Raw genomic sequence first — 22335 nt, forward strand, 5'->3', positions numbered from 1 at the left:
GCCGTGTCTCGGCGCAGACCGCCCGTCCCTCCCGGAGGATCGGCCCCATGTACGCAGCGTTCATCACCCAGCACGGACCGGCAACGGACATCCGCTACGGCGAACTGCCCGGACCGGTCCCCGGGCCCACCGATGTCCTGGTCGACGTGGCCGCGGTCTCGGTCAACCCGGTCGACACCTTCGTCCGCTCGGGGCTCTTCCGCACCCCGGTGCCCTTCCCCTTCGTGATCGGGCGGGACCTCGTGGGCACCGTCGCGGAGGCCGGGCCGGGCGCCCCCGGCTTCGCCCCCGGTGACCGGGTCTGGTCCAACAGCCTCGGCCACGGCGGCCGGCAGGGCCCGACGGCCGAACGGGCCGTCGTCCCCGCCGACCGGCTCTACCACCTGCCCCCGGGCGTGGACGGGACCGGCGCGGTCGCCGTGGTCCACCCGGCCGCCACCGCCCACCTCGCCCTGTTCGCCCACGGCGGGCTGCGGGCCGGCGAGACCGTCCTGGTGGCCGGCGGCGGCGGCAACGTGGGCGGCGCCCTGATCGTCCTGGCCGCCGAGGCCGGCGCCCGGGTGGTCGCCACCGCGAGCGCCGCCGACGCCGCCCACTGCCGGGACCTCGGCGCCACCGAGGTCCTCGACTACCGCTCCGCCGACCTGCCCGACCGGATCCGGGCCGCCTGCCCGGACGGCGTCGACGTCCACCTCGACACCTCCGGCACCAACGACCTCGCCACCGCCGTCGACCTGCTCGCCCCGCGCGGCCGGATCGTGCTGCTCGCCGGCGCCCGCTCCCGCCCCGAACTCCCCGCCGGACAGCTCTACATGAAGGACGGTTCGATCCGCGGGTTCGTCATCTCGCACGCCCGCACCGGTGAACTCGCCGAGGCCGCCGGCACGATCAACCGCCTGCTCGCCGCCGGCCGGCTGCGGCCGCGCGCCGTGGAGACCCACCCGCTCAGCGCCGCCGCCGAGACCCACCAGCGGCTGGAGAAGGGCGGGCTGAACGGCCGCCGGGTCGTCCTGCGGCCCGACCTGTAGTGCCCCGCACCGACCCGTGGTGCCCCGCACCGACCTGCGGTGGCCCGCACCGACCGCCTCCCCGTCCCCGAAAGGCCATCCCCCCATGCCCCCGTCCGCCGGCGCCGAGCAGGCGTCCGGGCCGCGTCACTCGGGTCTCCTCCTGGCCCTGCTGGCGTTCGCCCAGTTGATCGTCTCGATCGACTACAACATCGTCTACGTGGCACTCCCCGAGATCGGCAGCGGCCTCGGCTTCTCCGCCCAGAACCTGCAGTGGGTGGTCAGCGCCTACGCGGTGGCCTTCGGCGGTTTCCTGCTCTTCGGCGGCCGCGCCTCCGACCTGTTCGGACGCCGCCGGATGTTCGTCCTCGGCCTGCTGCTCTACGCGGGCTCCTCGCTGATCGGCGGCCTGGCCACCGCCCAGGGCCTGCTGATCGCGGCCCGCGCCCTCCAGGGCCTCGGCGGCGCCTTCCTCTTCCCCGCCACCCTCGCCCTGGTGGTCACCAGCTTCGCCGAGGGCCGCGAGCGCAACCGGGCGCTCTCGGTCTGGGCGGCGGCCGGCGCCAGCGGCATGATCATCGGCTCGCTGGCCGGCGGCGTGCTGACCTCGGCCTTCGGCTGGGAGGCGGTCTTCTACGTCAACGTGCCGCTCGCCGGCGGCGCGGCGCTGCTCGCCCCGCGGCTGATCCGCGCCGACGGGCCCCGCGAGCAGGCCCGCTCCTTCGACCTGCCCGGCGCGCTCACCGCCACCGCCGGCGCCACCCTGGTGGTCTTCACCCTGGTCCAGGCACCCGCCTCCGGCTGGACCTCGCCGCTGGTGCTCACCACCGCCGTCCTGGGCCTCGCCCTGGTCGCCGCCTTCCTGGCGATCGAGGCCCGCACCGCCGACCCGCTGATGCCGCTGCGGCTCTTCCGCAACCGCAACCTCTCCACCGGCGTGGTCACCACCTTCCTCTTCATGGCCTCCTTCGGCACCCTGCTGTACTTCCTGACCGTCTACTTCCAGACCGTGCACGAGTACAGCGCGCTGCGCACCGGCGTGGCCTTCCTGATCCCGATGGCCTGCGGCTTCCTCGGCTCGATGCTGGGCGGCCGGCTGGCCACCCGGTTCGGTGCCCGCACCACCCTGATCGCCTCCTTCGTCCTCGGCGCGCTCGGCACCGCCGTGATGGCGCTGGCGATGGAACCGGACGGCTCGTACGTCTCGCTGCTGCCCGGCCTGGTCGTGCTCAGCCTCTGCCAGGGCGTCGTCTTCACCACGATGTTCTCCGCCTCCGCGACCGGGGTGCACCCCTACGAGCAGGGCATCGCCTCCGGCATCGTCTCCACCGGCCAGCAGGTCGGCAGCGCGGTCGGCCTGGGCGTCCTGGTCGCGATCGCCAACGCCGGCACCTCCGGGCTGACCGGCGAGGCGTTCCGCTCGGCCACCACCGACGGCCTGCGCACCGCCGTCCTTGTCGCCACCGGCGGGATCGTCGCCCTGGTCCTGGTCGCGCTCGGCTTCGACCGCGCCCCGCGCCCGGCGGCCGCCGCCGAGGCCCCCGCCGAGAGCCTGGCCTGACCGACCCGCCCGCCCGGCACGCCCGTCCCACCGCTACTCCGACACTCCGATCCGACACTCCGAGGAGAACCGCCACCATGCCCATCGCCTCCACTCCCAGCGCCCGCGTCTCCTACCAGGTGGACGGCTCCGGCCCGGGCCTGGTCTTCGTGCACGGCACCGGCTTCGGCGCCGAGGGCACCTTCGGCCACCTCGCCGCCGACTTCACCGGCTCCCGCACCGTCGTCCTGCCGGACTACGCCGGCTGCGGCGACACCGAGGACGACGGCGGCGAGCTGACCGTCGAGCTGCTCGCCGAGCAGATCATCGGCGTGATCGAGGAGGCCGGCGACGGCCCGGTCGACCTGGTCGGCTTCTCGCTCGGCTCCGTGGTCGCCGCCGCCGTCGCCGCCGCCCGGCCGGACCTGGTGCGCAGCCTGGTGCTGACCGCCGGCTGGACCCGCCCGGACGACGCCTACCTGCGCAACCACATGACCACCTGGCTCGGCACCCGGGCCGACAGCGACGCCTTCGGCCGGTTCGGCACGCTGACCGCGTTCAGCCGCGACCACCTCAACAGCCTCCCCACGGAGGCCGTCGAGGGCATCATCAAGGGCAACCAGCCCACCGACGGCGCGCTGCGCCACATCGACCTCAACCTGCGCGCCGACATCCGCGAGCTGCTGCCCCGGATCACCGCCCGCACCCTGGTGATCGGCTGCACCAAGGACGCCACCGTCCCGGTCGAGCTGACCCGCGAGCTGGCCGAGGGGATCAGCGGCAGCAGCTACGCCGAGATCGAGAGCGGCCACGTGGTGGTCTACGAGAAGCCCGCCGAGTGGGTCCGGCTGGTCAGCGACTTCATCGCGCAGGACTGACCGCCACCGCACCGCGCAGCACCGCACCACCGCCGCACCTGCACCGCGCAGCACCCGTGGGCCCCGTCCGGACCGTCCGGACGGGGCCCACGGCCGTTCCCCGGCCCGGTCCGCCCCGCCCCAGCCCCGGCCCGTCCCGACCCGGCCCCGCCACCGTCCGGACCGGTGTTGGCAGCGGACCGCCGTCCCCTGTGACACTGGAGACGCTCGAAAACCGAGGTGCGCTCCGCCGCATCTCCTTGCGAACCTAGAGGGATGCCCGCCGTGAGTTCTCCCGCAGTCCAGTCCGCCGACGCGCCCACCGAGGACCAGGGGCCCGGGATCGGCGAGCTGGCCGCGCGCCTGCCCGAGCTGACCCTGCGCGACCAGGTGCGGATCGGCCGCCGGCTGGAAGGCGCCCGCAAGGTCCGCAAGCCCGAGGCGCGCCGGCAGATCGCCACCGAGATCGCCGGCGACATCGAGCGCGCCGAGCTGCTGGTCGAGCGCCGCCGCGCCGCCGTCCCCGCGATCAGCTATCCCGCCGAGCTGCCGGTCAGCCAGAAGAAGGACGAGATCCTCGCGGCCATCCGCGACCACCAGGTGGTGATCGTGGCGGGCGAGACCGGCTCCGGGAAGACCACCCAGATCCCGAAGATCTGCCTGGAGCTGGGCCGCGGCGTGCGCGGCCTGGTCGGCCACACCCAGCCCCGCCGGATCGCCGCCCGCACGGTGGCCGACCGGGTCGCCGAGGAGCTGAACACCCCGCTGGGCGAGGCGGTGGGCTGGAAGGTCCGGTTCACCGACCAGGTCGGCCCGGACACCCTGGTCAAGCTGATGACCGACGGCATCCTGCTCGCGGAGATCCAGACCGACCGCGAGCTGCGCCAGTACGACACCCTGATCATCGACGAGGCGCACGAGCGCAGCCTCAACATCGACTTCCTGCTCGGCTACCTCAAGCAGCTGCTGCCCCGCCGTCCCGACCTCAAGGTGGTCATCACCTCGGCGACGATCGACCCGGAGCGGTTCGCCCGGCACTTCGGCGAGGCCCCGATCGTCGAGGTCTCCGGCCGCACCTACCCGGTCGAGGTCCGCTACCGCCCGGTCACCGACGAGGACCCCGACGGCGACGGCGACGAGGTGGACCACGACCGCGACCAGATCCAGGCGATCTGCGAGGCCGCCCAGGAGCTGCAGGCCGAGGGCCCGGGCGACATCCTGGTCTTCCTCTCCGGCGAGCGGGAGATCCGCGACACCGCCGACGCCCTCGGCAAGCTGAAGCTGAAGTCCACCGAGATCCTGCCGCTCTACGCCCGGCTGAGCTCGGCCGAGCAGCACAAGGTCTTCCAGCGGTCCGGCTCCCGCCGGATCGTCCTGGCGACCAACGTCGCCGAGACCAGCCTCACCGTCCCGGGCATCAAGTACGTGATCGACCCGGGCACCGCCCGGATCTCGCGCTACAGCCACCGCACCAAGGTCCAACGCCTCCCGATCGAGGCGATCAGCCAGGCCAGCGCCAACCAGCGCAAGGGCCGCTGCGGCCGCACCTCGGACGGCATCTGCATCCGGCTCTACTCGGAGGAGGACTTCCTCTCCCGCCCCGAGTTCACCGACGCCGAGATCCTGCGCACCAACCTGGCCTCGGTCATCCTCCAGATGACCGCCGCGGGCCTCGGCGACATCGCCGCCTTCCCGTTCCTCGACCCGCCGGACTCCCGCAACATCAAGGACGGCGTCAGCCTGCTGCACGAGCTGGGCGCGCTCGACCCGGAGGAGAAGGACGTCCGCAAGCGGCTCACCCCGCTCGGCCGCAAGCTGGCCCAGCTGCCGGTCGACCCGCGGATGGCCCGGATGGTCCTGGAGGCGGACCGGAACGGCTGCGTCCGCGACGTCATGGTGATCGCCGCCGCGCTCTCCATCCAGGACCCGCGCGAGCGCCCCGCCGAGAAGCGCCAGGCGGCCGACGAACGGCACCGCCGCTTCAACTCGGAGACCTCCGACTTCCTCGCCTTCCTCGCCATGTGGCGGTACGTGCGCGAGCAGCAGCGGGAGCTCTCCTCCTCGGCGTTCCGCCGGATGTGCAAGGCCGAGTTCCTGAACTACCTGCGGATACGGGAGTGGCAGGACATCTACTCCCAGCTGCGCACGGTCGCCAAGCAGCTCGGCGTCACCATCGAGGAGCCGCACGAGGACGCCGAGCCGGACGCCGACCGGATCCACCAGTCGCTGCTGGCCGGCCTGCTCTCCCACATCGGCCTGTTCGACGTGGAGAAGCGCGAGTACGGCGGCGCGCGCGGCGCCCGGTTCGCGGTCTTCCCCGGTTCGGGCCTGTTCAAGAAGCCGCCGCGCTGGGTGATGTCCGCCGAGCTGGTGGAGACCTCCCGGCTCTGGGCGCGGATCAACGCCAAGATCGAGCCGGAGTGGGTGGAGCCGCTGGCCGGCCACCTGGTGAAGCGCAACTACAGCGAGCCGCACTGGGAGAAGAAGTCCGGCGCGGTGCTGGCGTACGAGCGGGTCACCCTCTACGGGGTGCCGGTGGTGGCCCAGCGGAAGGTCAACTACGGCCGGATCGACCCGGAGCTCTGCCGCGAGCTGTTCATCCGCAACGCGCTGGTGGAGGGCGACTGGGAGACCCACCACCGGTTCTTCGCGGAGAACCGGAAGCTGCTCAGCGAGGTCGAGGAGCTGGAGAACCGGGCCCGCCGCCGCGACATCATGGTCGACGACCAGACCCTGTTCGACTTCTACGACAGCCGGCTCCCCGACGACATCGTCTCCACCCGGCACTTCGACTCCTGGTGGAAGAAGACCCGGCACGACCAGCCGGACCTGCTCAGCTTCGAGAAGTCGATGCTGATCAACGACTCGGCGGACGGCGTCACCGAGGACGACTACCCGGACCACTGGCAGCAGGGCAAGCTCCGCTTCAAGCTGACCTACCAGTTCGAGCCGGGCAGCGACGCGGACGGCGTGACGGTCCACATCCCGCTGCCGGTGCTCAACCAGGTCACCGCGGAGGGCTTCGACTGGCAGATCCCGGGCCTGCGCGAGGAGCTGGTCACCGCCTGGATCAAGTCCCTGCCCAAGGCGGTCCGGCGCAACTTCGTCCCGGCCCCGGACTACGCCAAGGCGGCGCTGCGCGCGCTGAAGGACCGCCAGGAGCCGCTGCTGCCGACCCTGGAGCACGTGCTCAAGCGGATGACGGCGATCACCGTCCCGCCGGAGGCCTGGGACGAGGAGCGCGTCCCGGACCACCTCAAGGTGACCTTCCGGGTGGTGGACGGCCGCAAGAAGCTCGCCGAGTCCAAGGACCTGGAGGAGCTGCGGCTGAGCCTGAAGCCGAAGCTGAAGGAGACGCTCTCCTCGGCGGCCTCCGGGCGGGGCATCGAGCAGTCCGGGCTGACCGCCTGGCCGTCCGCCCTGCCGGTGCTCCAGCGCACCTTCGAGCAGCGCTCCCGGGGCCACTCGCTGCGCGCCTACCCGGCGCTGGTGGACGAGGGGGACACGGTCGGCATCAAGCTGTTCGACACCCCGCAGGCGCAGGCGCAGGCGATGTGGGCGGGCACCCGGCGGCTGCTGATGCTGACCACCACCTCGCCCGCCAAGTCGATCCAGGGCCGGCTGGGCAACCAGGCCAAGCTGGCGCTGTCGTACAACCCGCACGGCTCGATCCCGGCGCTGTTCGAGGACGTGGTGGCCTGCGCGGCCGACCGGCTGATCGCCCGGGCCGGCGGGCCGGCCTGGGACGAGGCGGCGTTCGGCTCGCTGCACGACAAGGTCCGGGCCGACCTGTACGACCTGTCGGCGGACACCACGCTGAAGACGGCCACCGCGCTGATCGCCTTCCACAAGGCGTCGACCCGGCTGAAGTCGGTGAGCAGCCCGGTGCTGCTGAACGCGGTGAACGACATCCGGCTGCACCTGGCCTCGCTGGTGCACCCGGGCTTCGTCACGGCGACCGGCTGGCAGCGGCTGCCGGACCTCAAGCGGTACCTGCTGGCGGTGGACCGCCGCCTGGAGGCGCTGCCCAACCACCCGCAGCGGGACTCCCTGCAGCTGCTGAAGGTCCAGCAGGTGCAGCAGGAGTACGGGGAGCTGCTGGCGGCGGTACCGGCCGGGCAGCAGCCCTCCGAGGAGGTACGGGCGATCCGCTGGATGATCGAGGAGCTCCGGGTCAGCTTCTTCGCCCAGTCGCTGGGCACGCCGTCGCCGGTCTCCGAGAAGCGGATCACGAAGGCGATGGAGGCCGCCCGGGCGTCGCTCTGAGCGCGCCCCAGCTCAGCGGGCCGGGGCCTCCAGGAGCCAGTTCGACCTGGGGGCCCACCATGGGCTACGATCTGTCTTGTTCGCAGCGCAGCAAGCGAGTGAACGAGATCAGAACACTCTGGTCCCGTGGAGCAGTTGGTTAGCTCGCCACCCTGTCAAGGTGGAGGTCGCGGGTTCAAGTCCCGTCGGGATCGCCGTAGTCGAGAGGCCCGGAACCGTTTGGTTCCGGGCCTCTTGCTTTTGGCCTGACACCCCCTTTACCCCGGTCCAGGTCTAGACCACAAGTGACCGTGCGTGTGATAGTCGTCACCCACCATCTCCGGGAACCGACCGTTCGAACACCCTTCCAAGAGGGCACTAATTTAATATGTAAAATTGTACTGCCATTAACAGTAAATCCCCCCCACCCCACCCACCTCAAATCGTTATCCGGAGTTCAACATTCCGGGCGGGGTGCGCCACAACGACAGCCGTGTAGAAACAAAGAAAGGGGCCGCTTACCGGACCCGGCGGAGTCCGGTAAGCGGCCCCTTTCGAAGAGCCTTGCGCCTTCGGCCTGTCAGGCCTCGGTGCGCTGAGCCGGAATACCGGCCAGCAGGGCGCGCACCTCCGCCTCGCGATAGCGGCGGTGACCGCCGAGCGTGCGAATGGACGTGAGCTTGCCGGCCTTGGCCCAGCGCGTCACGGTCTTCGGGTCCACGCGGAACATGGTGGCGACCTCTGCCGGCGTCAGCAGGGGCTCGGCATCAGGGGTACGAGCGGTCATGAGCGGCCTCCTCGGGAGAACCGAACCAGGGCGGTTCTATCCTTCAAATTCTGCACCTTGGCCCGCGATGCCCGAAATGGCATAGACGGGCCGAGTCGGTAATAGGACGAACGGCTTGTCCTGGTGTCTACAACTACACCATCCGTCCAGCCCTATCGACCAAACCGCCAAAATTGACCCCTCACGGGTTCAAGGCCGACGGATGGCGATGGACCACCCCATAACGGGCAGTCACCTAATAGTGACATTCGGTTACGAGAGGACCAGACCCTCCGTTTCCCCGCAAAGCACGCATCGACTCCAGAACCACCCAAAAGTGGGCACGCTCACGTGAAGTTGGGCTGGTTGTCCCATTTTTGCACATAGGGGTTAGTTCGCGTCAACGGTGAGTAGTGTCACGTTCGACAGGTATTGACCCGAACCAGGACCTTGGTCATGCAGGACGGGCCGTAGGACTCTTACAGTCTTACAAGTACCACCGACACCCGCCCCGGCCCGCCGTGACAGACCCTCAGCCGGGCGGGCCCGGCTAGTTCGCGTACCGCAGCGCCAGCACCCGGCGCCAGCGCACCGTCAGCTCCTCGTACGCCCGCAGCGCCTCCGCGGTGTCCCCGGCCCGCAGCGCCCGCAGCCCGTCCTCCAGCTCCCCCGCCGAACGGTCCGCCAACAGCCGCTCCGGCCCCAGCAGATGCACCAGCCCCCCGTAGTCCAGCTCCACCAGCGACCGCGGATGGAACTCCTCCAGCCACCGCCCCACCTGTTCCGCGCCCCGCACCAGCTCCCCCTCCGGCACCGCCTCGCGCAGCGCCCGGTACGCCCGGGCCACCCGCCGGCGCGCCTGTGCCATCGGCGTCAGGTAGAACAACGACGCCTTCTCCCCCCGCACCCCTCCTCCCCCGTTCCGTTCCCCCGATTCCTCCTCCCCCACTCCTGCGGGAACGAAGCACCGGTCCTCCTCCCCGAACGGCAGGAACCACCGCACCGGCACCTCCCACCGGCTGGTGAGGATCCACGGCCGGGCGTCCGGGTGGTCGGCCCGCCAGCGCTCGCGGTCCGCCTCCGCCGCCGCCCGGGTCGCCGGCGGCAGCGCGGTGTCCACCAGCGCCACCGGCGCCCCCGCCCGGAGCTCCTCCAGCGCCTGCCAGCTCCGCAGCCTGGTCGCCCACGGACAGACGTACAGCACCCCGTCCACGGCCCGGACGAACGCCCGCTCGCTCTCCCGCTCCGGCAGGGCCCGGGGCGTCCGGCCGACCACCCCGGCCAGCGCCGAGCGCTGCTCCTCCAGCACCGCCGCCGCGACCGACCCCCCGGCCTCCGCCGCGTCCGGCCCGTGCTCCGCCGCGTAGGCCTGCCAGTGCGCCCGCTCGGGCTCCGGGTACGCGGCCAGCGGTTCGTAGACCCGCAGGTGCGCGGCGTAGGGCGGCAGCACGGAGGTGCGTACGACGGTCACGTCCTGCATGCTCCCACGCGCTCCCGCCGTCCGGGAGGGCGCGGTTCGCGGACGCACTCCCGCGCCGTCCGCGGACCGCCCTCCGTCCGGGTCCGCGCAGCGCCCGGGCCTGCCCGTCTCACCCTTCGGACAACCGGCCCGAGCTTCGCCAAGGGGGCGGATCGGCGGCTTTCCCGCGACTACGCTTCGCCCTAGGCGCCCGCACCACAGCAGCGGGCCTCGGAAATACTGGAGTCACCACAGTGACCGACGTACAGACCGCATCCGCCACGCACCCCGCACCCGGCGTGCTCGGCAGGATCTTCGGCACCCCCCAGGACGGCGCCAACGGCGACGGCCACGAGCAGGTCGTGCTGTGCCACGACCGCTCCTCCGGACTCAAGGCGATCATCGCCGTCCACTCCACCGCCCTGGGCCCGGCCCTCGGCGGCACCCGCTTCTTCCCGTACGCCTCCGAGGAGGCGGCACTGGAGGACGCCCTCAACCTCTCGCGCGGCATGTCCTACAAGAACGCGCTGGCCGGACTCGACCTCGGCGGCGGCAAGGCCGTCATCATCGGCGACCCGAACAAGGACAAGAACGAGGCGATGCTCCGCGCCTACGGCCGCTTCGTCGAGTCGCTGCGCGGCCGCTACATCACCGCCTGCGACGTCGGCACCTACGTCCAGGACATGGACGTCGTCGCGCGCGAGACCGAGTTCGTGACCGGCCGCTCGCCCGAGAACGGCGGCGCCGGCGACTCCTCCATCCTGACCGCGTTCGGCGTCTTCCAGGGCATGCGCGCCTCGGCCCAGGCCCGCTGGGGCCAGCCGACCCTGCGCGGCAAGCGGGTCGGCGTCGCGGGCGTCGGCAAGGTCGGCCACTACCTGGTCGGCCACCTCGTCGCGGACGGCGCCACCGTCGTCGTCACCGACGTCTCGGAGACCGCCGTCAACCGCGTGCGCGCCGCCCACCCGGAGGTGGAGGTCGTCGCCGACACCGCCGCGCTGCTCCAGGCCAAGCTGGACGTCTACGCCCCCTGCGCCCTCGGCGGCGCGCTCACCGACGACTCGGTGGCCGCGCTGGGCGAGTTCGGCACCGCCGTGGTCTGCGGCGCCGCCAACAACCAGCTGGCCCACCCGGGCGTCGAGAAGGACCTCGCCGACCGCGGCATCCTCTACGCCCCGGACTACCTGGTGAACTCCGGCGGCGTCATCCAGGTCGCCGACGAGATCGAGGGCTTCAACTTCGACCGCGCCAAGAACAAGGCGACGAAGATCTTCGACACCACCCTGGAGATCTTCACCCGGGCCGCCTCCGACGGCGTGCCGCCGGCCGTCGCCGCCGACCGTCTGGCCGAGAAGCGGATGCGCGAGATCAGCGCGCTCCGCTCGGTGCTGCTGCCGGGCGCCCGCCGGGGCTGATCCCGCCCCGGCCGAGCCGGGCGGATCCGCGATGCGCGGGGGGCGGTCCACTTCCGCCCCCCGCGCATCACAATGTGGAACCGGATTCTCACTTCTGCGCCCGATCGGGTGATCCAACGTCCCCCTTGGGGGGATAATCGATGCGGGAACAACGGACCTGAGACACCTCCGGACAGCGTGCAGAAAGCCGCAAAACCTCCCCTGACCTGGGACGACCTGGTCGCGGGTGCGGCAGGTGCGCGCCACGTCACACTGACGACGTACCGTCCAGCGGCAGAAACAGGTACCGTTAATGCTCCAAGGGACGGTTCTCCCCATTCGGGCAGGCCGCTCTTGATCATGAACACGTGTCAGACTCGGGGCCGTGAGCCCCATCGTTGAGGGGGTCGACCCATGGGGCGCGGCCGGGCCAAGGCCAAGCAGACGAAGGTCGCCCGCGAGCTGAAGTACAACAGCGGCGGGTTCGACGCCAATCGTCTCTCCAGCGAGCTGGGCGTATCGCCCTCCACCTCCCCGATCGAGCCGGAGCCGATCGAAGAGGACGAGGACGACGACCCCTACGCGGAGTACGCGGCTCGTTACGCCGACGACGACGAGGACGACGACACCGAGTCGGGTACCGGGCCCTCCCAGGCCCGCCGTCGCGCGTAAGTCTCCCAGTCTGGCCTGACCGGCCTCGGTGCCCAGTGCACCGGGCCGGTTTTCGGCGTTCCCGCGTGCTCCCGGCACTCCCGCGCTCCTGCCGGCTCCCGCGCCGCCCCCGCGCGTGCCCCCGGACGCCCTCCCCGGTACCTCCCGCTGCTTCCCCGCTGCTTCCGCGGTCCCCCGGCACCCGGGGACCGGTGCGCGGCCGTGATAGCCCCTCGGGCCCCGCGCAGGGCCCCGGCGCAACCGGCCCGGCGGCCCCGGCCCTGCGCACCCCCCGCCCCAGCGGAAAGGCCCCTCCGGCACGCTGCCGGAGGGGCCTCTTCACGGTTACCGCGCTCAGCCCGCGGTGAAGCCCTCGTACGCGTTGTAGAGCGCCGCGCCGCCGTCGTGCCCGTCGGTCCGCTCAACGATGTCGCCCAGCAGCCAGGACTCGACGCCGCGGTCCTCCAGGATCGACAGCACCGCGTCCACCGAGTGCGGCGGGACGACCGCGACCATGCCGATGCCCATGTTGAGCGTCTTCTCGATCTCCAGCGTCGCCACCTTGCCGACCTGCGCGACGGTCTGGAAGACCGGCAGCGGGGTCCAGGTGCCGCGGTCCAGGCGGGCGTGCAGGCCGTCCGGGATGACCCGGGCCAGGTTGGCCGCCAGGCCGCCGCCGGTGACGTGCGAGAAGGCGTGCACCTCGGTGGCCCGGGTCAGCGCCAGGCAGTCCAGCGAGTAGATCCGGGTCGGCTCCAGCAGCTCCTCGCCGAGCGTCCGGCCGAACTCCTCGACCTTGCGGTCGAGCTTCCAGCCGGCCTCGTTCAGCAGCACGTGACGGACCAGCGAGTAGCCGTTGGAGTGCAGGCCGGAGGCGGCCATCGCGATCACCACGTCGCCGGCCCGGACGCGCTCGGCGCCCAGCAGCGCGTCCGCCTCGACCACACCGGTACCGGCGCCCGCGACGTCGTACTCGTCCGGCCCGAGCAGGCCCGGGTGCTCGGCGGTCTCGCCGCCGACCAGGGCGCAGCCGGCCAGGGCGCAGCCCTCGGCGATGCCCTTGACGATCGCCGCGACCCGCTCCGGGACGACCTTGCCCACGCAGATGTAGTCGGTCATGAAGAGCGGCTCGGCACCGCAGACCACCAGGTCGTCGACGACCATGCCGACCAGGTCGTGGCCGATCGTGTCGTGCTTGTCCATGGCGGCGGCGATCGCCACCTTGGTGCCCACGCCGTCGGTGGCCGAGGCCAGCAGCGGCCGCTCGTAGCGCTTGAAGGCGGACGCGTCGAAGAGCCCGGCGAAGCCGCCGAGGCCGCCGACCACCTCGGGGCGACTGGCCTTCTTCACCCACTGCTTCATGAGCTCGACGGCGCGGTCGCCCGCCTCGATGTCGACGCCGGCGGCGGCGTAGGTGGCGCCGTTCTGGTTCGTGGTCACTGCGGTGCGGCCCTTTCGGGTCAGTGGGGGTTGGAACAGCGGTGGGGCCCCGGGGATCCGGGACCCCACACGGGTCGTTACGGGCGGCGCAGCGCGTCGGCCGCGCCCGCTCCGCCGAGCAGCGACTGGACGCCGTCCAGGTCGCTGCCGCTGGTCGGCTTGCCGCGGACCGCCGGCTGCTGCTGGCCGCCCTTGATCTCGGCCTCCAGCAGGAGCTTGCCGAGCAGCGCCGGGTCCGGCAGCTCCATCGGGTACTCGCCGTCGAAGCAGGCCCGGCAGAGCCGGTCCTTCGGCTGCTTGGTGGCCTCGATCATGCCGTCGATCGAGATGTAGGAGAGGGAGTCCGCACCGAGCGTGCGGCCGATCTCCTCGATGGTCATGCCGTTGGCGATCAGCTCCGCGCGGGTGGCGAAGTCGATGCCGAAGAAGCACGGCCACTTGACCGGCGGCGAGGAGATCCGGATGTGGACCTCGGCGGCGCCCGCCTCGCGGAGCATCTTCACCAGGGCGCGCTGGGTGTTGCCGCGGACGATCGAGTCGTCGACCACGACCAGGCGCTTGCCCTGGATGACCTCGCGCAGCGGATTCAGCTTGAGCCGGATGCCGAGCTGGCGGATGGTCTGGCTGGGCTGGATGAAGGTGCGGCCCACGTAGGCGTTCTTCACCAGGCCGGAGCCGTAGGGGATGCCGCTGGCCTCGGCGTAGCCGATCGCGGCGGGGGTGCCGGACTCGGGCGTCGCTATCACCAGGTCGGCGTCGACCGGGGCCTCGGCGGCCAGCTTGCGGCCCATCTCCACGCGGGAGAGGTGCACGTTGCGGCCGGCGATGGAGGTGTCCGGGCGGGCGAGGTAGACGTACTCGAAGACGCAGCCCTTGGGCTTGGCCTCGGCGAACCGGGAGGTCCGCATGCCGTTCTCGTCGATGGCGATGAGCTCGCCCGGCTCGACCTCGCGGATGAAGGAGGCGCCGCAGATGTCCAGCGCCGCCGTCTCGGAGGCGACCACCCAGCCGCGCTCCAGCCGGCCCAGCACCAGCGGGCGGATGCCCTGCGGGTCACGGGCGGCGTAGAGCGTGTGCTCGTCCATGAAGACGAGCGAGAAGGCGCCCTTGACCTTGGGCAGGACGAGCTTGGCCGTCTCCTCGATGGAGAGGTCCGGGTGGCCGGCGAGCAGCGCGGTCACCAGGTCGGTGTCGTTGGTCGCGGCCGACCTCCCGGAGCGGGAGACGTGCTCCTCGCCGGGGAGTTCGGCGACCATCGCCGCCAGTTCGGCGGTGTTCACCAGGTTTCCGTTGTGCCCGAGGGCCAGCGAACCGTGCACGGTCGCCCGGAAGGTCGGCTGGGCGTTCTCCCAGACCGAGGAACCGGTGGTCGAGTAGCGGGCGTGTCCGACGGCGATATGCCCGTGCAACGACCCCAGGGAGGCCTCGTCGAAGACCTGGGAGACGAGTCCCATGTCCTTGAAGACGAGAATCTGGGAGCCATTGCTCACTGCGATGCCCGCGGATTCCTGACCGCGGTGCTGCAGGGCGTAAAGGCCGAAGAACGTGAGCTTGGCGACCTCCTCGCCGGGAGCCCAGACACCGAAGACGCCGCAAGCGTCCTGGGGGCCTTTCTCACCGGGAAGAAGATCGTGGTTGAGTCTTCCGTCACCACGTGGCACGCCTTCGAGTCTAGGGCAGTTGGCACAGGCTTCCGGAACCCGGTCGGCCGGGATTGTCGGGCGGTCGGACAGTAACGCGCGTAGACAAAACCCCTTACCCACCGTGGATTTCGACGGCTCCGCATTCCCCGCGCACGCGGTTGGCCTTGCGGTTCGCGCCCGTTGGCGCATTCCGTGCACGGACGGCCCTTCGCCTCGCGTTCGGCCGCCGTTCGCCCAACGTGAGCCTGCTCACCCAGGGGCCTTCCATGTCGCCCGGTGTCCCGCGGGTAGCGCTGCGCTCCGCGGCGACTACGCAGCGGGCAGCAGCAGGCCCCAGCAGCCGGGGTGGACCGTCCAGGTGCGCGCCCGGACCGGGCCGACCGGGTGACCGTCCGCCTCGTAGCCGAAGCCGCGCCCGACCACCGAGACGCTGGCCGCCCGGGCCCGCACCAGGGCGCCGGGCGTGCGGACCACGACCTCCATCACGCCCTCGCCGAGCGCCTCCCCGGCGGGCAGCGTCACCTGGACGGCCCGGACCGGGCGGTGGACGTCCGCGAGCAGCCGGCCGTCCGCCTCGACCCTGAGCCGGGAGCTGTGCTCACCCCTGTTCTCGCCCCTGGGCTCGGATGTGAGTACGGTCCCCTGCTCGGCCGCAGCCAGTTTCGCCCATAGCGAACGCCAACCGCTCGAACGGCCGACCGGCCGGCGCGCTCCGCCCCCCGGGATCCGCACCCCGCCGAGCGCCACCCCGCCCCCGTCGTCCACCAGCAGGTCCAGCTTCCGCGGCACCCCGGACAGCACCGCCCGCGCCGCCGCCACCGGGGCGCCCGGCACGCCCAGCGCCCGGGCCGCCGACAGCTCGTCCGTCCGGCCCACCGGCACCATGCCCACCGCGTCCGCCCCCAGCTCACGCTGGCGGTGCAGCGCCTGGAGCACCCGCTGCAGGGCCAGGTCGGAACCGATCACCACCGGTCTCCTCCGACCGCGGTGCGAAAGCACCCGGTCGAGCTCGGACGGGCTCTCCGGGTACGCCACCTTGACGTCCGCCCCACCGGAGAGAACGTCCTTCGCGATCCGCACCGACTCGCCGTCGGTCTGCCGGGCCGCCGGGTCGAGGAGCAGCAGAAGCGGCTCGGGGCCGCCGGTTGCAGGCGTGGACAGGGACGACACAACCGGTCCTTCCTCAGGTAATCTCTCGGTGCAAGAGCCCCTTGCGCTATTGCGCCAGGGGCTTCGTCTATCTCGGGGCAGACTGCGGCCTACGCAGGATGCCCCAACCGGAAGGGGTGTACGCCTGTGCCGGCACTCGTGCTCGTTGGCGCTCAGTGGGGAGACGAGGGCAAGGGGAAGGCGACCGACCTCCTCGGCGGCTCCGTCGACTACGTCGTCCGCTACCAGGGCGGCAACAACGCCGGTCACACGGTGGTCATCGGCGACCAGAAGTATGCCCTGCACCTGCTCCCTTCCGGCATCCTCAGCCCGAACGTGACGCCGGTGATCGGCAACGGCGTCGTGATCGACCCGGGCGTGCTGCTCTCCGAGCTCAGCGGCCTGAACGAGCGCGGCATCGACACCTCCAAGCTGCTGATCTCGGGCAACGCCCACCTGATCACGCCGTACCACCGGACCCTGGACAAGGTCACCGAGCGCTTCCTCGGCAAGCGCCGGATCGGCACCACCGGCCGCGGCATCGGCCCGACCTACGCGGACAAGATCAACCGCGTCGGCATCCGGGTCCAGGACCTCTTCGACGAGTCGATCCTGCAGCAGAAGATCGAAGCCGCGCTGCACGACAAGAACCAGCTGCTGGTCAAGCTCTACAACCGCCGCGCCATCCCGGCCGAGCTGGTGCTGGAGGAGTACCTCGGCTACGCGGACAAGATCAAGCCGTTCCTGGCCGACACCACCCTGGTGCTGGACGAGGCGCTGAAGGCCGGCAAGGTCGTCCTGCTGGAGGGCGGCCAGGGCACCCTGCTCGACGTCGACCACGGCACGTACCCCTTCGTGACCTCGTCGAACCCGACCGCGGGCGGCGCCTGCACCGGCGCCGGCATCGGCCCCACCAAGATCGACCGGGTCATCGGCATCCTGAAGGCGTACACCACGCGCGTCGGCTCGGGCCCGTTCCCGACCGAGCTGCTGGACGCCGACGGCGAGGCCCTGCGCCGGATCGGCGGCGAGCGCGGTGTCACCACCGGCCGTGACCGCCGCTGCGGCTGGTTCGACGCGGTCATCGCGCGCTACGCGACCCGGGTCAACGGCCTCACCGACTTCTTCCTCACCAAGCTCGACGTGCTGACCGGCTGGGAGCAGATCCCGGTCTGCGTCGCGTACGAGGTCGACGGGCAGCGGGTCGAGGAGCTGCCGTACAACCAGTCGGACTTCCACCACGCCAAGCCGATCTACGAGACGCTGCCGGGCTGGAACGAGGACATCAGCGGGGCGAAGACCTTCGGCGACCTGCCGAAGAACGCCCAGGCGTACGTGAAGGCGCTGGAGGAGATGTCGGGCGCCCCGATCTCCGCCATCGGCGTCGGCCCGGGCCGGTACGAGACGATCCAGATCAACTCGTTCATCTGAGCCCGTTGGCCTGAGCCCGTTGACCTGAGCTCGTTCATCTGAGCCGCGGCCGACGCCCGACCGACAGGAAGGCCCTGCGGACTTCGCGTCCGCAGGGCCTTTCCGCGCCCCGGGGATTTTGCACTGGTGCAATAAGCCGTTGCATCTAGTGCATTCTGGCGCTACCTTTCGATCATGACTGCGAAGATCCCCGCCCCCGTCACGCTCACCGGCCGCCACGTCCGCCTGGAGCCCCTCGGCCGCGACCACCTCCCCGAGCTGTGGGCCTCCGTCGGCCGGGACCAGGACGTCTGGCGCTGGATCCCGTTCGCCGCCCCCACCACCGAGGAGGAGCTCGGCGCGATCCTCGACGTCCGCCTCGCCGAGGTCGCCGCCGGGACGGCCGTGAAGTTCGCCGCCGTCGACCTCGCCTCGGGGCGGGCCGTCGGCATCACCGGCTTCTACGACTTCAGCGCGGAGAACGAGCTGGTCGAGATCGGCGGCACCTGGAACGCCCGCTCGGTGTGGCGGACCGGCCTCAACACCGAGTCCAAGCTGCTGCTGCTCACGTACGCGTTCGAGGAACTGGGCATGGGCCGGGTGTTCTGGAAGACGGACGCGCTCAACGACCGCTCCCGCAACGCGATCCTGCGCCTGGGCGCGAGCTTCGAGGGCATCCACCGCCGCGACAAGCGGCGCGACACCGGGGTCTGGCGCGACACGGCGTACTTCTCGATGCTGCGGGAGGAGTGGCCCGCCGCGCGGGCCCGCCTGGAGGAGAGGCTGGCCGCCGGATGACCGCTCGGCGCCCCCTCCCGTCGTCCTGACGGGCGGCCGAAAGGCCCCGTCCGAACACGACTTCGCCGAACCGGGCAGGCTCCGACGGCATCCACCGGCCGAATCGGCCGTGCCCCGCCGGGAGTTGGCGCGACAGTGCCTACTTCTCCCGGCCGGCGACGGAGTGGCCGGAGGCCAAGTCCCGCCCGGTGGAACGTCTTTCCCGCGGCTGACGACTCGCGATGATCTGCGCCACCACCCCGACGAAGACCACCGACACCAGCAATCCCGTCAGCAGCACGACAGCCATCAGCGATCGACCGCCACCACGGCCCAAACCGCCTTGCCGCAAAGCCCGATGAGTTCCACACCCCAGTCATCGGCCAAAGCGGCGGCGAGGTCAAGCCCCCGCCCACACGTTCGAGCCAGATCCGGCTCCGGATGGACCGGAGGGTCCGGACGGGCCTCCTGGCACCGTCATGTCCGGTCTACCGCACCGGAGTTCGAGCCCGACGGCCGGTGCGCCCGCCCGTGGATCCGGGCAGAATCGGGCCGTGGCCCGTCGCGTCGGTCCCGGGCTCAACCGCCGACCTCCACCGCCGACCTCCAGGAGCAGTCATGGACGACCGCGACCCGCAGGCCCCGGACACCCCCGACCGGGGCGGCCACCGCCCCCGGGTCACCGTCACGCCGGACGCCGTCCTCGTCCGCAGCGGCCGCGCCCCCGACGCACCCCACGCCGTCCTCACCCACCGGGAATGGCAGGACCTCGTCGCCGCCGTCAAGCAGGGCGAGTTCACCCTCTGACCGGCACATCTCCTGGACACGCCCTAGAGTCGCACCGTGGCTGAGGCGGCGGTGATTCGTAGCGACGTACCCGGATCGTTCGCGTGGGCGGTGTTCCACGAGCGGCATCCGCGGCTGGTGAGCCGGGTGCTGGCCGCGCTGCCGTACGGGGCGCGGCAGCGGGCGGAACTGGAGCGGCTGCTCGCGGAGAGCACCGCCGGGGTCCTGGAGCCGCTGCCCGAGGACGCGCACGACGGCGCCGGGTGGCTGGCCTGGGGCGAGGGCCTGTGGGGGCGGCCGTGGGGGGAGGCGCCGTTCCTGTGGGCGGAGAGCTACTTCTACCGTCGGCTGCTGGAGGCGACCGGCTACTTCGACGACGGCGTGTGGCGGGGGATCGACCCGTTCGGCCCCTTCAAGGCCGCCGAGTTGGCCGGGGCCCCGGTGGACGGGTTCGGCGACGGCCCGCAGGAGCTGCTGGCGTCCGCCCTGTGGGGGAACCGGGCCGACCTCGGGTTCCGGATCACCGCGGGGGAGGGACCGCAGGCCGAGACGGACGCGCTGGTGGCGGACGACTCGGCGGCCTTCTGGTCCGCACTGGAGCGCGGCCGGGGCGGGCGGGTCTGCGTGGTGGCCGACAACGCCGGGCCCGAGCTGCTGCCGGACCTCGCCCTGATCGACCACCTGCTGGAGCGCGGGCTCGCGGCCGAGGTCGCCCTGTACGTGAAGCCGCAGCCGTACTTCGTGTCGGACGCGACGATGTCCGACGTCCTGGCTGCGGTCGACCGCCTGCACGGCACGGCGGCCGGGCGGCGGCTCCGGCGGGCGATGGAGGACGGCGCACTGGCCGTCCGGACCGACCCGTTCTTCTGCGCGCCGCTGCCGTACGACGCGATGCCCGCCGGCCTGCGGGCGGAGTTCGCCGGGGCGGCGCTCACCGTCCTCAAGGGCGACCTCAACTACCGCCGGCTGGTCGGCGACCGGCACTGGCCGCCGACCACGCCCTTCGCGGCCACGGCCGGCCACTTCCCCTCACCCGTCGCGGCACTGCGCACGCTCAAGTCGGACGTCCTGGTGGGGGCGGACGCGGCGGTGCTCGACCGGCTGGACGGGACCGGGACGCGGTGGCGGACGGCCGGCCGGCACGCGCTGGTGCAGGTGGACGGAGCGGCCCGGCGGTAAACGGGAGCGAAGGGGCGGGAGGAGCTTCGCTAGGATTGGGGCCGCCCACAGTGGAACCCGCTCTGTGTGGCAGCCCGGGAACCGGCCTGCGTGCCGGGCTTCCGTTGCGGCCCCCAGAACCCTGCGCCTGTCACGGCACTCCGGGGTAGGGGTGCGTGCGGGAGAAATCGGAGCATCCGAGGATGGCTCGGCACCTGATCACCAGCGCCCTTCCCTACATCAACGGGATCAAGCACCTGGGCAACATGGTCGGGTCCATGCTGCCGGCGGACGTCTACTCCCGGTACCTGCGCCAGCGCGGGCACGAGGTGCTCTACATCTGCGCGACCGACGAGCACGGGACGCCGGCCGAGCTGGCCGCCCAGGAGGCCGGGCTGCCGGTGGCGGAGTTCTGCGCGCGGGCGCACGACCAGCAGAAGGCGGTCTACGACGGATTCCGGCTGTCGTTCGACTACTTCGGGCGCAGCTCCTCGGTGCAGAACCGGGAGATCACCCAGGAGATCGCCCGCGAGCTGCACGCCAACGGGTTCATCGAGGAGCGGGCGATCCGCCAGGTGTACTCGATCACGGACGGGCGCTTCCTGCCGGACCGCTACATCGTCGGCACCTGCCCGCACTGCGCCTACGACAAGGCGCGCGGTGACCAGTGCGAGAACTGCACCCGCGTCCTGGACCCGACGGACCTGCTGGACCCGCGGTCGGCGATCAGCGGCAGCTCGGAGCTGGAGGTGCGGGAGACCAAGCACCTGTTCCTGCTCCAGTCGAAGCTCACCGAGCAGGTGGAGCAGTGGGTCGCCGCGCACGGTGACCAGTGGCCGGTGCTCGCCTCCTCGATCGCCCGCAAGTGGCTGACCGAGGGCCTGCAGGACCGGGCGATCACCCGTGACCTGGAGTGGGGCGTGCCGGTGCCGGCCGACGTGTGGCCGGAGCTGGCGGCCTCGGGCAAGGTCTTCTACGTCTGGTTCGACGCCCCGATCGAGTACATCGGCGCCACCAAGGAGTGGTCGGACGCCGCGGCCGACGGCGAGACGCGGGACTGGAAGTCCTGGTGGTACGAGGTCGACGACACCGTCCGCTACACCGAGTTCATGGCCAAGGACAACGTCCCCTTCCACACGGTGATGTTCCCGGCGACGATCCTCGGATCGCGCCGGCCGTGGAAGAAGGTCGACTACGTCAAGGCCTTCAACTGGCTGACGTACTACGGCGGGAAGTTCTCCACCAGCCAGAAGCGCGGCATCTTCACGGACGTCGCGCTGGAGCTGCTGCCGGCCGACTACTGGCGCTACTTCCTGATGGCCCACGCGCCCGAGTCGGACGACTCCAGCTTCACCTGGGACCTCTTCGCCGCCGCCGTCAACAAGGACCTCGCCGACACGCTCGGCAACTTCGTCAACCGGGTGCTCACGTTCAGCCGCAAGCGCTTCGGCGACGACGTGCCGGCCGGGCACGCGGCGGGCGAGCCGGAGGAGCGGCTGGGCGCACAGATCGCCGAGCTGCTGGCCGACTACGAGGCGCAGCTCGACGCGCTCAACTTCCGCAAGGCGGCGCAGAGCCTGCGGGCCCTGTGGAGCGCCGGCAACGCCTACCTGGACGAGAAGGCGCCCTGGCTGCAGGTGAAGACCGACCCGGAGGCGGCCGCGCTGACGCTCCGGACGGCGATGAACCTGATCCACCTGTACTCGGTGGTCTCGGAGCCGTTCATCCCGACGGCGGCGGAGGCGATGCGCGGGGCGTTCGCGCTGCCGGCCGACGCCCCGGCGAGCACCCGCCGCTGGGTGGGCGCGGAGGAGGCGCGGGCGCTGGACGGCGTCCCGGCCGGGACGCCGTTCACCGTGCCGCCGGTGCTGTTCGCGAAGATCACGGACGAGGACCTGGCCGGCTGGACGGCGCGGTTCGGCGGCGGGGAGTAGCCCGGGGTCGCGGCACGAACGGCGCGGCCGCCCGCCTCCGTCCAGGACGGGGGCGGGCGGCCGCGCCCGTCGCGGGGCCCGGCGGGCGGTCGGGCGGTCGGCCCCGGCGGGCGGCCCTG

General features: G+C 71.8%; 17 protein-coding genes and 1 tRNA gene. 12 read left to right on the forward strand and 6 right to left on the reverse strand.

What is annotated here, in order from left to right:
• The first annotated feature begins 47 nt into the window (after nucleotides 1-47).
• The 5 genes from AC067J_RS08590 (at nucleotide 48) to AC067J_RS08610 (ending at nucleotide 7864) form a co-directional block, all read left to right on the forward strand.
• Complete coding sequence (locus tag AC067J_RS08590) at nucleotides 48-1028, forward strand: NADPH:quinone reductase (protein WP_478297145.1); 981 nt, start codon at nucleotides 48-50, stop codon at nucleotides 1026-1028.
• Nucleotides 1029-1113: 85 nt separating this feature from the next.
• Complete coding sequence (locus AC067J_RS08595) at nucleotides 1114-2568, forward strand: MFS transporter (RefSeq protein ID WP_478297146.1); 1455 nt, start codon at nucleotides 1114-1116, stop codon at nucleotides 2566-2568.
• A gap of 77 nt (nucleotides 2569-2645) precedes the next feature.
• Entirely contained in the window at nucleotides 2646-3425 is a 780-nt protein-coding gene (locus AC067J_RS08600; RefSeq protein ID WP_478297147.1) for an alpha/beta fold hydrolase, read from the forward strand.
• A gap of 255 nt (nucleotides 3426-3680) precedes the next feature.
• Nucleotides 3681-7670 (forward strand): ATP-dependent RNA helicase HrpA, encoded by a 3990-nt coding sequence (gene hrpA, locus AC067J_RS08605; RefSeq protein ID WP_478297148.1) that lies wholly within the window; start codon nucleotides 3681-3683, stop codon nucleotides 7668-7670.
• Between the two features lie 120 nt (nucleotides 7671-7790).
• A tRNA-Asp gene (locus AC067J_RS08610) sits at nucleotides 7791-7864 on the forward strand.
• 365 nt (nucleotides 7865-8229) lie between these two features.
• On the opposite strand, the gene bldC is transcribed toward AC067J_RS08610, so the two are convergent.
• A complete protein-coding gene (gene bldC, locus AC067J_RS08615) occupies nucleotides 8230-8436 on the reverse strand; it encodes a developmental transcriptional regulator BldC (RefSeq protein WP_014137253.1) in 207 nt (68 codons plus the stop codon).
• Between the two features lie 529 nt (nucleotides 8437-8965).
• Nucleotides 8966-9886 (reverse strand): DUF8083 family protein, encoded by a 921-nt coding sequence (locus AC067J_RS08620; RefSeq protein WP_478297149.1) that lies wholly within the window; start codon nucleotides 9884-9886, stop codon nucleotides 8966-8968.
• A 242-nt stretch (nucleotides 9887-10128) separates the two neighbouring features.
• Between AC067J_RS08620 and AC067J_RS08625 the strand changes: the two genes are divergently transcribed.
• Both AC067J_RS08625 and AC067J_RS08630 read left to right on the forward strand, forming a co-directional pair.
• On the forward strand, nucleotides 10129-11289 hold the full coding sequence (locus tag AC067J_RS08625; RefSeq protein WP_478297150.1) for a Glu/Leu/Phe/Val dehydrogenase dimerization domain-containing protein: 1161 nt from the start codon (nucleotides 10129-10131) through the stop codon (nucleotides 11287-11289).
• A 393-nt stretch (nucleotides 11290-11682) separates the two neighbouring features.
• On the forward strand, nucleotides 11683-11940 hold the full coding sequence (locus AC067J_RS08630; RefSeq protein ID WP_030306026.1) for a DUF3073 domain-containing protein: 258 nt from the start codon (nucleotides 11683-11685) through the stop codon (nucleotides 11938-11940).
• A gap of 333 nt (nucleotides 11941-12273) precedes the next feature.
• Here the strand turns inward: AC067J_RS08630 and purM are convergent, their stop codons facing one another.
• The 3 genes from purM to AC067J_RS08645 form a co-directional block, all read right to left on the reverse strand.
• Nucleotides 12274-13359, reverse strand: a complete 1086-nt coding sequence (gene purM / locus AC067J_RS08635) for a phosphoribosylformylglycinamidine cyclo-ligase (protein WP_478297151.1) — start codon at nucleotides 13357-13359, stop codon at nucleotides 12274-12276.
• 77 nt (nucleotides 13360-13436) lie between these two features.
• Complete coding sequence (gene purF / locus AC067J_RS08640; RefSeq protein WP_478297152.1) at nucleotides 13437-15020, reverse strand: amidophosphoribosyltransferase; 1584 nt, start codon at nucleotides 15018-15020, stop codon at nucleotides 13437-13439.
• A gap of 291 nt (nucleotides 15021-15311) precedes the next feature.
• Nucleotides 15312-16172, reverse strand: coding sequence for a diacylglycerol kinase family protein (locus AC067J_RS08645; RefSeq protein WP_478297153.1), 861 nt, complete (start codon nucleotides 16170-16172; stop codon nucleotides 15312-15314).
• Between the two features lie 126 nt (nucleotides 16173-16298).
• Here AC067J_RS08645 and AC067J_RS08650 point away from each other — a divergent pair, with 126 nt between their 5' ends.
• Together AC067J_RS08650 and AC067J_RS08655 are read left to right on the forward strand one after the other, a co-directional pair.
• Nucleotides 16299-17582 carry an adenylosuccinate synthase gene (locus AC067J_RS08650; RefSeq protein WP_478297154.1) on the forward strand — a complete coding sequence of 428 codons (1284 nt, stop codon included), beginning with the start codon at nucleotides 16299-16301 and terminating at the stop codon, nucleotides 17580-17582.
• A 174-nt stretch (nucleotides 17583-17756) separates the two neighbouring features.
• On the forward strand, nucleotides 17757-18359 hold the full coding sequence (locus AC067J_RS08655; protein ID WP_478297155.1) for a GNAT family N-acetyltransferase: 603 nt from the start codon (nucleotides 17757-17759) through the stop codon (nucleotides 18357-18359).
• Nucleotides 18360-18498: 139 nt separating this feature from the next.
• Here the strand turns inward: AC067J_RS08655 and AC067J_RS08660 are convergent, their stop codons facing one another.
• The gene (locus AC067J_RS08660) at nucleotides 18499-18648 is read right to left on the reverse strand and encodes a hypothetical protein (protein WP_478297156.1); all 150 of its coding nucleotides are present in this window, start codon (nucleotides 18646-18648) and stop codon (nucleotides 18499-18501) included.
• Between the two features lie 308 nt (nucleotides 18649-18956).
• Here AC067J_RS08660 and AC067J_RS08665 point away from each other — a divergent pair, with 308 nt between their 5' ends.
• The 3 genes from AC067J_RS08665 (at nucleotide 18957) to metG (ending at nucleotide 22216) form a co-directional block, all read left to right on the forward strand.
• On the forward strand, nucleotides 18957-19145 hold the full coding sequence (locus AC067J_RS08665) for a DUF397 domain-containing protein (RefSeq protein WP_478297157.1): 189 nt from the start codon (nucleotides 18957-18959) through the stop codon (nucleotides 19143-19145).
• A gap of 36 nt (nucleotides 19146-19181) precedes the next feature.
• Nucleotides 19182-20303 (forward strand): damage-control phosphatase ARMT1 family protein, encoded by a 1122-nt coding sequence (locus AC067J_RS08670; RefSeq protein WP_478297158.1) that lies wholly within the window; start codon nucleotides 19182-19184, stop codon nucleotides 20301-20303.
• Nucleotides 20304-20485: 182 nt separating this feature from the next.
• Nucleotides 20486-22216 carry a methionine--tRNA ligase gene (metG, locus tag AC067J_RS08675; RefSeq protein ID WP_478297159.1) on the forward strand — a complete coding sequence of 577 codons (1731 nt, stop codon included), beginning with the start codon at nucleotides 20486-20488 and terminating at the stop codon, nucleotides 22214-22216.
• The last annotated feature ends 119 nt before the right edge of the window (nucleotides 22217-22335 follow it).

The organism is Kitasatospora sp. NPDC042419, assembly GCF_056437345.1.